Origin of the sequence: Okeania sp. SIO2C9, from assembly GCF_010672455.1 — a bacterium.
Lineage (GTDB): Bacteria > Cyanobacteriota > Cyanobacteriia > Cyanobacteriales > Microcoleaceae > Okeania.
In genome coordinates this window covers 138,859-150,106 of sequence record NZ_JAAHGO010000020.1, presented here as the reverse complement: position 1 = coordinate 150,106, position 11,248 = coordinate 138,859, and the positions used below count along the sequence as shown (strand labels likewise).

Genomic DNA, 11,248 nt, shown 5'->3' with positions numbered 1-11,248 from the left:
GACTTTCACCTACATCTACATAAGAGTTAGATAACATCTGTTTTATCCCTTGAGTTATGTCATTCTGTGTAAATCTTATTGAGATTTCTGTTTTAACAGTCTGATTTTCATCAAGAACGAATCGCACTCCCTCGTTATTTATAAGTATTCAACCGGACATCATATCAAACGCCAAAAAACCTACTGCTATATATCAGTATTTGGTTTTTATCGTAGCTTCTGGACACTACATTAGCTAATTGGCTGGAAAGTCGTAACAAATATTTACTTGTTTACGAATTATTACTTTCTTCCTCAGAAAGCGAGACAAAAGAGACCTTCTTATTAGAAACTTCAAATCAAGGTTACAAAAAAATCAATTTTTAAGGAGAGCTCAATGTTAGATGCTTTTTCGAAAGCTGTAGTTTCAGCAGATGCCTCAACTTCCCCTGTTAGTGGCGATGAATTAAATAAGCTCAAAGAATTTATTGCTCAAGGCAACAGACGTCTTGATGCAGTTAACGCCATTGCTAGTAACGCAAGCTGCATGGTATCTGATGCTATTGCTGGAATGATCTGTGAAAACCAGGGATTAATCCAGGCTGGTGGAAACTGCTATCCTAACCGTCGTATGGCTGCTTGCTTGCGTGATGGTGAAATCATCCTACGCTACGTTACCTACGCACTACTTGCTGGCGATGCTTCTGTTCTCAACGACCGTTGCTTAAATGGTTTAAAAGAAACCTACACTGCATTAGGTGTTCCTGCTACATCTACAGTTCGCGCTGTTCAGATTATGAAAGCTCAAGCTGCAGCTCACATCAAAGATCAGCCTAGTGATGAATTTGCAGGAGATAAAAAGCGCATCATGGGAGCTACTGTAACAGAAGATCGTTGCGCTAGCTTAGTTGCTGAAGCAAGTGGCTATTTTGATACAGTAATTTCTGCTCTAAGCTAATTACTCTCAAAAAGTCTTGCTACACCATACCTCTAAAGGTATCTAGTTATTGGCTTTTCAGTTCTTACGATTAGCCAAGACCAAGTAAGTTTCAATACCAATCTAACAAAGTCAAACACAGAAGAGAATAAACAATGAAATCAGTTATTACTACAGTAGTTGCTGCTGCTGATGCAGCAGGTCGTTTTCCTAGCAGCTCCGATCTAGAATCAGTACAAGGTTCTATCCAGCGTTCTTCAGCTCGTCTGGAAGCAGCTGAAAAGCTAGCTGGTAATCTTGATGCAGTTGCTCAAGAAGCCTATGATGCTTGCATCAAGAAGTTTCCTTACTTGAATGATGCTGGTCAAGCTAACTCCACAGACACTTTTAAGGCTAAGTGTCTCCGCGATGTCAAGCACTATATGCGCTTAGTCAGCTACTGCTTAGTAGTTGGTGGAACTGGTCCTCTTGATGAGTGGGGAATTGCTGGTCAGCGTGAAGTTTATCGTGCTCTCAGCTTACCTACTGCACCTTACGTTGAAGCTTTAAGCTTCGCTCGTAATCGTGGTTGTGCTCCTCGCGATATGTCTCCTCAAGCTTTGACAGAGTACAATGCTCTTCTAGACTATGTAATCAACTCCTTGTCCTAGGAAATTAGGGATTTAGGCAAGATTATAGAACTCTTGCTTTAAAACTTCTTTAATTCTAGAACTGTGGGACTCTCAGTTTGTTACTTGCCTAATAATGGGTGAGCAACTAACTAAGAGTCCCTTAGTTTTTCTTGTAACGGGACTTACACAACTTTTAAGCCAAAATATAGCCTCAACTCTTTCTGTGAGAAGAAAATACGTCACGATTATTAGCCAACCAATCAAAAAAAACGGGGTTGCACATTATGGAATGATATCGCCAAAAATTGGTTTAGATTTTGACTAAAAAAAACCTAATATTAATCATTCTAGCAATTGATTAATCCACAATCCAATTTAATCAAAAATATCAAATCATTCGTCACTGTGCAACACCAAAAAAACGGAAAGATATAGCTGAAAGATATAGCTGTACGAAAAGCGTACCATTGCATCAGTAAATGTCTTCAAATGTTTATTCCCCCAATTGCCTCTGTAATCCTCCAGTTAGCTTATGCCAAATGATCAAAGTATAGGCATAAAATACTCTCGATAAAATGGCGTTCTAGACTCCATTTATCTGTTACTTGATATTCTTTTAATCCCAACCATCATCAGCGCTTCTCGGCAAAAAACTTCTATCCAGTTTCTGTTTGAGTAGCTATTTACTATCCACTCAGATGTCACTTTTGACGGCTCGACAAGGCTCAAAAGCTTACTCTATAAGATTTTCAGGATTGGAGGCTTAAAAAACACTATAAACCTTGACTAATAAGGGTTTTATATCAAATCTGTTTAATTCGGCACGTAAAAAATGTTCCATCTTCAACCATTACCAAATATTTCTCGATCTCCCCATCTCCCCATCTCCCTATCTCCCTAACTCCCCTACTCCCCTACTCCCCTACTCCCCTACTCACCATCTAATTACACCGATGCTACCGGATTTGATATTAGCCATTTTTTTAGCTTAATTCCCAAAAACTCTATGATTATTAGTGAGGGTATAGTTGAGGGATAGAACTCCGTTCCACGCTCCGCGACCGCTCAAGTATACCCAGACCAGGAGTTGATTTATTTTTCAATTAAAGAGGACTAACAAAATTTATATTGGATCAATTTAAAAATTTTTAGTTATGAAATAAATTCTGAGATATCAAAAGTGCAAATACTTAATGCGTAAGCATTTCCTGCGGAATGCTGTGCAAACAGCTATTAGCTGTCAGCTTTCAGCAATGATATCCCAACCTTAAAGAGGGGGTTGAAACTAATATAGACTTTAAAGTCAGCTTTTGTAGTCAGATTTAATTTTGACTTAATTAATAAAGCTTTTATCTAAAACTAAAAAATAACTGATAGCTGAAGTCCGCAGTTCCCACCTTATGAGGCTAGCTGATGGCTGAATGCTTACCTAAATGCAATAACATGGAGATAGTTTTTAATCTCCTTTGATAATTCAGCCTTTTCTGAGGTTTTAGATACATTATACTTTGGATAATATCAACTAAATATTCCCCAGGAAGCATCCACAATTCACCATAAAGACCGACCCAAAAATCTCTATGTCTTCTATCTTTCCGCCCATGGTCTGTTAATGGACAAATGTAGTTTTGATACCCGGATTTTTTAACTTCCCTGGCGGGAAGTCCCGCGCTCTCCCGCAGGGGAGCGTCGGGATGAAAGCCAGGGCCAAGATTCGGATACCTTCATAAGCTAAACGTTCATATGCCCTTGACAAGCTAGGTACATTTTGTTATCTAGTATGGCTATATTCCTAAAAATCCTAGAACGAAAAAATATTTCCACTATTAATATTTGCGATGACCACTTATCCTTCATATTTATTTAGCAAAACTACAGCATAAGCAGCAATACCTTCTTCTCGACCTACAGGACCTAATTTTTCATTAGTAGTAGCTTTTATACTGACTTGATCTGCTTGTAGTTCTAAAGTAGCAGCGAGGCGCGATCGCATTTCTTTAATATGTGGTTTGAGTTTAGGACGCTCTGCTACTACTACTGAGTCAATATTACTAACTTGCCAGCAGCTAGCCTTAACTAAATGATTGACACGATTCAACAATTCTATACTATCAGCTCCAGCCCATTGTGGATCGCTGGGAGGGAAAAAATGGCCAATATCACCCAAACTCAGAGCGCCTAACATTGCATCCATAATTGCATGGGTCAGAACATCCGCATCGCTATGACCAAGTAATCCCATTTCATGGTCAATTTTGACTCCTCCAAGTATTAGAGGTCTTCCAGGTCTTAACTTATGGATATCGTAGCCATTACCTATGCGAAGATTCATTTTTCTAACTTATACCTTAGATAGTAGTTTGTTATTGAAGAAGGAGTCAGGAGACAGCAATTCTGGAGACAGAATCAATGTTCGTGGGGATTCAAAACCCCATCCAATTGTGGACACCTCGGGTGATGGTGGGGATTTATACCCGGTAAGGCTTCCACTCAGGAGCTAGCTACTCCCATCTATCGCGCAAAAAAAAATCTACTGACTCCTGACTCCTGACTCCTGACTCTTGACTTCTAGCCGTTCGCGCAGCGTCTCCGTCAGGAGAAGGCTGTTAAATTATTGTATAGTATATCTTGACTGTACAAAACTACTTTTTTTGATTAATTTTATTGTCGGTAGAGGTAAGTTGTGAGGATTATATTAACTCAACAAGTGCTATTAACGGATAATTTTTTTTTAGCAGAAGATGAAGGAGAAATTTTTTTAGTTAACTCTCAACAAGAAGGTCAAGATTTTATTTTGGATGATATGGCAGCTAAAATGTTATTTGCTTTAATAGGTTCCGGGTCGATTCAAGAGGCTTATGAGGATCTTTTACAAGAAGAGCAGGTGGAGCCAGAAGTACTGAAAAATGATTTATTAGAATATATCAGAGATTTAAGAAATGACGGAATTGTAAAAATTATCGATGAACAAGATAATTTATCTATTGTTCAAAAAGGATAAAAAAAATAGTTAATAAACTTGACTTATATTAATGAAATTCAACTATTATTTTTCACAAAAGATTCATGCACTAATTAGGGTTTGCTGAAAAAGTATTATGGGTAAGGGTAGGAGTCAGGAGTCAGGATAAATGGGAATTATACAGGAGGTAGCAGGAAGAATAGTCCCTTGGTTTTTCTGCGCAACTATGCGCCTAAAATACTAATTTTTTGAACCTAAGCTACCTAAAAGCTTGGAGTTTTTTCAACTAAAAAATGCTAAAACCTTTATATGTCAATGCTTTTATATTTAATCAGCAAACCCTAATTAAATAGGTTCCTGGGTGAAATTATTTGTATATTAACTATTTAATACGACATCTACTTTACTAAAGTAATATTCAAAATAATGAAAGTCTTTGGCTAACTTAATTACTGCTACTAAATATCAAATTAATTTTCACACATACTTATAAAAAAGCAGTTTAAACAGCATTATTCTATCAAATTATCATCATTTTTTATCAAGTCTGGGCGACGTTTTTTTGTTCTTTGAATCTGTTGTTGATAACGCCATTCTGCTATCTTAGCATGATTTCCAGATAGCAAAACTTCTGGTACTTTCCAACCACGAAAATTAGATGGTCGAGTATAATGAGGATAGTCAAGTAATCCAGATTCAAAACTTTCGTTGGCTAATGACTCAGCCTTACCTACTGTTCCTGGAAGTAACCTCACTACACCATTAATTAAAGCTAAAGCTGGTATCTCTCCACCTGTAAGGACAAAATCTCCTAGAGATACTTCTCTAGTAACTAGATATTGTACTCTTTCATCAATACCTTCATAATGACCACAAATTAAAATAAGCTGGTCATAGTCTATAGCCAACTGCTTAAATAGCTGCTGACACATTGTTTCTCCCTGGGGAGTTAAAAGAATAACTTCTCGTCGTGGTCTAGTTGTTAATGACTCTACAGCAGCAAATATAGGTTCTGGTTTTAACACCATTCCTACTCCTCCACCATAAGATTCATCATCAACTTTATGATACTTGTCTGTGGTATAATCACGAGGGTTAACTAAATTAACCTTGGCAATCTCTTTATCAAGGGCTTTCCCTAACAAACCTGAACTTAGGGGTGTTGTAAAAAAGTCTGGAAACAGAGTGATAACATCAAATTGCACAAAACTTAAAAAGTATACTTAGAGTTTATTAAAAAATTTAGAAATTGTTGAGATTAATCTTTATTTAGACTATGCTAAAAGTTTACAAGTTAATCCAGCCAATTGAAATTTAGATTCTAATTAAATCAAATGATTTGTTGAAAAATTCAATAGTTAGCTGGGGACTTGCAAGGTTATAAGATAATCTAGTATTATAGCAGATTATTGAAATTATTGAAATTTAATGCGTACCTGCTGTCCAAGACTAATAAAATGATACAGTTAGAGTCTCAAGCTTCAAAACTAGATATATTACGTCCGACAAAAACAACCATTATGGTAATCGGAGGAGCGGAAGATAAAGTTCATGGGAAAGAGATTCTACAAACTTTTTTTAATCGTGCAGGGGGAGTAAATGCCAGGCTAGCAGTTATCCCTTCTGCCTCTAGAGAACCAGGAGCACAAGGAGATAGATACCGCAAGGTTTTTGAAGAAATGGGTGCTGTAGGTCTCAAGATATTTGATATCCGGGAAAGGTATCAGGGAGAAGACCCAAGATGGTTAGAATCCTTAGAAGATTGTACTGGAGTCTTTATGACTGGTGGAGACCAACTGCGTCTTTGTTCCCTACTTGCTGAAACACCTTTGATGGACGAAATCAGAAGTAGAGCTATAGAAGGAAAAATTGCTCTAGCCGGAACAAGTGCAGGAGCTGCAGTTATGGGCTATCACATGATAGCAAGTGGTGGTAGTGGCTCATCCCCAAATAAGTCTTTAGTTGATTTGACAACTGGTTTGGGTATATTGCCAGACCTGATTGTAGACCAACACTTTCATAATCGAAATCGTATGGCCCGTTTGTTGAGCGCCATTGCTACCCATCCAGACAAAATAGGTATAGGCATAGATGAAGATACCTGTGCATTATTTGAAGGAAATAGTCAAATTAAAGTAATGGGTAAAGGCACAGTCACAATTATAGATACTACAGAAATCTCATATACAAATGCTACAAAAGTAGATGTAGCAGATCCTTTAAGTCTATCAAATTTGAGAGTACATATAATGTGCCACGGCGATGGCTACGATCTACATTCCCATACCATGAAACCAGGGCTGTCTGAAACAATTATGCCTCTTGACTAATTAATAGAATTTCTGATAATTTACTAAATTCGTGACTAATGTGTTCTGGTAGATTAGTAGCTTACCTAGTTAAGTAGGCAGAAAATCTAATTTTAAACGGAACTGATTGTGTTTTTTGTAGAACAAAATGGAAAGCCCAAATTCTTCTACCATCAAAGGATTATCAAAAAAACTGATAAATTTATTTATCTCAACGTTGGTTGAAGACCCGCGCTCTCCCGAAGGGGAGCGGAGGGATGGGAAAACCAATCAATCTTGCGGTTCTTACAAGGGTATGCTATCCTAAATAGAACTAAGCTGCTGTGCTAGCAGTGTCAGTCTGTGGAGCGCGCCTTTAGACCAGAAAGAGGTTTAACCTTGGAGGCAGGTGCTACGAATCAGAAATCCTAAGTCGCGAGGCTTAGGAATCCCGTGTTGTTGCGCCATGCGCAACGTCGGGAGGATGTCAACAGATATATATTTTTCAAGATGGAGAAAGGATTAGTGCAGCCTAAAAAAAGTTTGTTAGTAAACAGTTTAGCAAATGGTGTGAGCTGAAATTAAAAATAAAACTGCCATTGCTTCTGTAGAATCTGAGCATCACCTTCAAATCCTCCTATGAAAATCCTCAAACTCCAGACATTACGCGGTCCAAACTACTGGAGCATTCGCCGGCATAAACTGGTGGTTATGCGTCTAGACTTAGAAGACCTGTACGAAAGATATACATCTGATATTCCTGGCTTCTACAAAGGATTAATCAAGGTACTACCAAGTCTTGTAGAGCACTATTGTTCCCCTGGAGTCAGGGGCGGTTTTCTCAGTCGTGTTGAAAAAGGCACACTAATGGGCCATGTCATAGAACACGTTGCCTTAGAACTTCAACAACTCGCCCAAATGCCAGTTGCTTTTGGTCGGACACGGGAAACATCGACTCCTGGAATATTTCAGGTAGCAATAGAATATGAAAATGAACAAGCAGGTCGCTATGCTGCACGAGCAGCGGTTAGACTTTGCCAAAGTATTGTTGAGACAGGTACATATCCTGCAACCGAATTACAGCAAGATTTAGAAGACCTTAAGGAATTCAAAAGTCAGGCATCTTTAGGGCCAAGCACAGAAGCTATAGTCAAAGAAGCAGAAGCAAGAGGTATTCCCTGGACTCAACTAGGAGCCAGATTCATGATTCAGCTTGGCTATGGTATAAATCAAAAAAGAATCCAGGCCACCCTAAGTAATCAAACAGGAATTCTTGGTGTAGAACTTGCTTGTGACAAAGAAGGTACAAAAACCATTCTCAAAGATTCTGGGATACCAGTACCTCGTGGTACAGTTATTCGCTACTTTGAAGACCTTCAAGATGCCATTGAAGATGTCGGAGGTTATCCCATTGTAATTAAGCCACTAGATGGAAATCATGGTCGTGGAATTACAATTGACGTGAGAAACTGGAAAGAGGCTGAAGAGGCTTACGATTTAGCTAGCAAGGCTTCCAAAACAAAAACAGTAATTGTAGAACGTTACTACACGGGCAAAGACCACCGAGTATTAGTAGTAAATGGTAAAGTTGTAGCTGTGGCCGAACGAGTTCCTGCCCATGTAATGGGAGATGGTAAATCTACAGTGGCAGAACTGATTGAAGAAACTAACAAAGATCCTCAAAGAGGAGATGGACATGATAACGTTCTGACTAGAATCACGGTGGACAAAGCTGCTCTTGCTATTCTCGAAAGACAAGGTTATAGCATTGATTCAATACCAGAAAAAGGAGAAATTTGCTTTTTAAGAGCAACAGCTAACCTCAGTACTGGAGGTATAGCAGTAGACCGTACTGATGAAATACATCCAGAAAATGTCTGGTTATTTTCCAGAGCTGCGAAGATAATAGGTCTAGATATAGCCGGTATAGATGTAGTTACTGAAGATATCTCTAAACCTTTGCGAGAAGTAGAAGGAGTTATAGTAGAAGTTAATGCTGCCCCTGGTTTCCGGATGCACGTTGCTCCTAGTCGTGGTCTGCCTAGAAATGTGGCCGGAGCTGTAATAGATATGCTGTTCCCTGGGTCTAAAAATGGCAGAATACCAATATTTTCCATTACTGGCACCAACGGTAAGACAACTACTACACGCTTGCTAGCTCACATAATGAAGCAGACTGGAAAAGTAGTGGGCTATACTACTACTGACGGTACTTATCTTGGTGAATATCTAGTAGAATCAGGAGATAATACTGGACCTCAAAGTGCCCATTTGATACTTTCAGACCCCACTGTAGAAGTTGCAGTCTTAGAAACAGCAAGGGGTGGTCTTCTGCGTTCAGGCTTGGCTTTTTCAGCTTGTGATGTAGGAATGGTATTAAACGTAGCTGCCGACCACTTGGGTATTGGGGATATAGATACTGTAGAACAACTAGCTCAACTCAAAAGTGTAGTTGCTGAGTCAGTAATGCCTAAAGGATATGCCATTTTGAATGCTGAAGATCCATTAGTTGCTGCAATGGCGGAGAAAGTTAAAGGTCAAGTTGGTTACTTTTCAATGGAACCAAATAATCAACTTTTAGTGAAACATACAGAAGCTGGTGGTTTGGCAGCAGTTTATGAGAATGGTTATATTTCAATTCTCAAAGGAGATTGGACTTTAAGAATTGAAAAAGCTGTTAATGTGCCAATTACAATGGCAGGTAAAGCTCCTTTTATGATTGCTAATGCTCTTGCAGCTTGTTTGGCAGCTTTTGCTCAAGGGGTGAAAATAGAGCATATTCGAGAAGGTTTGTCAACTTTTGTGGCTTCGGTGGATCAAACACCAGGGCGGATGAATATGTTTAATATGGGAGATTATCATGCTCTTGTGGATTATGCCCATAATCCTGCTAGCTATGAAGCATTGGGTGGATTTGTCAGAAATTGGCCAGGAAAACGGATTGGTGTAATTGGTGGACCTGGCGATCGCCGTGATGAAGACTTTGTTTCTCTGGGCGAGCTAGCAGCAGACATTTTTGATGAAATTATTGTCAAAGAAGACGATGATACTAGAGGAAGACCTAGAGGAAGTGCTGCGGATCTAATTTCTCAAGGTGTTAAGCAGTTTTTAAATAAAGCTAAAGATTCTGATTCAAAAGTTAGTTATGAATCAATTCTAGATGAAACAAAGGCTATTAATACAGCCTTAGATCGTGCTTCTTCTGGTGGCCTGGTAGTAATTTTACCAGAAAGCGTAAGTCGAGCTATCAGTTTAATAGAAGCTCGTAACCCTGTTCAGGATCTTGAATTACCTGAAAGTAGTCGAACATCCTCTAATTCCTCAGAAGAGTTAAACACTTCGATTGTACATTGAGTTAAATATCTAAAGGAAGTAAGAATAAATAAGTAGTAGTTGATTCAGTCAAAAAAAATTTAATCAACTTCCTTCGATTTAAACTTCTACTGAAAAAGGGGTTGAAAGTTTTCAACCCCTTGAACTTTGTCAAAATTTGTTAGTTAGTGTCTGAAAACTGGAACATCAATTTTCTGACAGTACTAACCTGAAAAACAAAACTGTTTAACTTCTATAATTCTATCGAGTAACTGCTGCAAATTTAGCGAATGTAATGTAGAGAAAAGATATAATTGACTACTCCCCTGGCTAAAGCCGAGGGGATTCTAAGTCGATACTACGCAACAGGATAAATCCATGTTGCTTCGTTTCTCCTTAGCTGACCAAAGATATAGTCTTTGGGGACAAGTCAAAGTGCCCCTACACAGTCGGCTTAAGTTTAACCCTAGCTTTCTGCTTACTTTTGTCTAAACATTTGTATATCCAGATAATAGCACAGGACAACTAAAGTTGTCTAGTCTAAACGACTCGCTTGTTTTCATCCCCCGGTTAAAACACGGGGGCTTTCAACATCGCTTTTCGGTAATAAAGCCAAGAATACTCTCATCTCTACTATAGAGTATACTTAATCATCTTATATCCTTGTTAACTACAAACTGTTGGTGATTTTTAATTGTTTTGTAGCCTTGAACTACATTAGACCAAGTTGAGAAAGAATACTTTGACCTGTGAAGTATTCAGTAGCTACACCAATGACAAAGCCTAACATTGCCAAGCGACCATTCCAAGTTTCTGCAAATTTGGTAAAACCTAGCTTTTGATCTTGAGTTTCCATGATGATTAACCTCTAATTAGTGTAGTTAAACGTTGGTAAGTACAACAGAAAAGTTATTGAGAGCTGATTTGTAAACTTAGCTAAAACCCTTATGTAATCTAACTCTCAGGGATTTAGGTATTATTGAAATATAACTCCCAAAACCCTTGTATTGCCAGGAATTCAGCCTCTTAATGTTTACTTGAGAAATCAGCTCTCAAAAGGAACAATTAATTACATTAAGCCAAGTTGAGAAAGGATACCTTGACCTGTGAAGTATTCAGTGGCAATACCAATTACAAAGCCTAACATTGCCAGGCGACC

8 protein-coding genes and 1 pseudogene are annotated in these 11,248 nt (G+C 38.4%); 5 read left to right on the top strand and 4 right to left on the bottom strand.

The features are described 5' to 3' along the window. Positions 1 to 376: 376 nt before the first annotated feature. A complete protein-coding gene (cpeB, locus tag F6K23_RS17915) occupies positions 377 to 937 on the top strand; it encodes a C-phycoerythrin subunit beta (protein WP_293158301.1) in 561 nt (186 codons plus the stop codon). 134 nt (positions 938 to 1,071) lie between these two features. Next, positions 1,072 to 1,566, top strand: a complete 495-nt coding sequence (locus F6K23_RS17910) for a bleomycin hydrolase (protein WP_293158298.1) — start codon at positions 1,072 to 1,074, stop codon at positions 1,564 to 1,566. Between the two features lie 397 nt (positions 1,567 to 1,963). Here the strand turns inward: F6K23_RS17910 and F6K23_RS17905 are convergent. Then, a pseudogene (locus F6K23_RS17905) lies at positions 1,964 to 2,232 on the bottom strand (IS701 family transposase); the annotation flags it as partial. Between the two features lie 1,141 nt (positions 2,233 to 3,373). Then, on the bottom strand, positions 3,374 to 3,859 hold the full coding sequence (ispF, locus tag F6K23_RS17900; protein WP_293158295.1) for a 2-C-methyl-D-erythritol 2,4-cyclodiphosphate synthase: 486 nt from the start codon (positions 3,857 to 3,859) through the stop codon (positions 3,374 to 3,376). Positions 3,860 to 4,210: 351 nt separating this feature from the next. Here ispF and F6K23_RS17895 point away from each other — a divergent pair, with 351 nt between their 5' ends. Further along, positions 4,211 to 4,528 carry a PqqD family protein gene (locus F6K23_RS17895; protein WP_293158292.1) on the top strand — a complete coding sequence of 106 codons (318 nt, stop codon included), beginning with the start codon at positions 4,211 to 4,213 and terminating at the stop codon, positions 4,526 to 4,528. A 473-nt stretch (positions 4,529 to 5,001) separates the two neighbouring features. Here the strand turns inward: F6K23_RS17895 and trmD are convergent, their stop codons facing one another. After that, entirely contained in the window at positions 5,002 to 5,694 is a 693-nt protein-coding gene (gene trmD / locus F6K23_RS17890) for a tRNA (guanosine(37)-N1)-methyltransferase TrmD (RefSeq protein ID WP_293158289.1), read from the bottom strand. A 252-nt stretch (positions 5,695 to 5,946) separates the two neighbouring features. Between trmD and F6K23_RS17885 the strand changes: the two genes are divergently transcribed. Next, a complete protein-coding gene (locus tag F6K23_RS17885; RefSeq protein WP_293158286.1) occupies positions 5,947 to 6,819 on the top strand; it encodes a cyanophycinase in 873 nt (290 codons plus the stop codon). 597 nt (positions 6,820 to 7,416) lie between these two features. After that, positions 7,417 to 10,131: a cyanophycin synthetase gene (gene cphA, locus F6K23_RS17880; protein ID WP_293158283.1), complete on the top strand. Its 2,715-nt coding sequence runs from the start codon at positions 7,417 to 7,419 to the stop codon at positions 10,129 to 10,131. Positions 10,132 to 10,801: 670 nt separating this feature from the next. Here the strand turns inward: cphA and F6K23_RS17875 are convergent. Continuing rightward, a complete protein-coding gene (locus F6K23_RS17875) occupies positions 10,802 to 10,945 on the bottom strand; it encodes a chlorophyll a/b-binding protein (RefSeq protein ID WP_287521711.1) in 144 nt (47 codons plus the stop codon). Positions 10,946 to 11,248 lie beyond the last annotated feature (303 nt).

Coding starts and splice junctions, on each gene's coding strand:
- cpeB (WP_293158301.1), top strand. CDS start 377: ATGTTAGATGCTTTTTCGAAAGCTGTAGTTTCAGCAGATGCCTCAACT.
- cphA (WP_293158283.1), top strand. CDS start 7,417: ATGAAAATCCTCAAACTCCAGACATTACGCGGTCCAAACTACTGGAGC.
- F6K23_RS17885 (WP_293158286.1), top strand. CDS start 5,947: ATGATACAGTTAGAGTCTCAAGCTTCAAAACTAGATATATTACGTCCG.
- F6K23_RS17910 (WP_293158298.1), top strand. CDS start 1,072: ATGAAATCAGTTATTACTACAGTAGTTGCTGCTGCTGATGCAGCAGGT.
- F6K23_RS17875 (WP_287521711.1), bottom strand. CDS start 10,945: ATGGAAACTCAAGATCAAAAGCTAGGTTTTACCAAATTTGCAGAAACT.
- ispF (WP_293158295.1), bottom strand. CDS start 3,859: ATGAATCTTCGCATAGGTAATGGCTACGATATCCATAAGTTAAGACCT.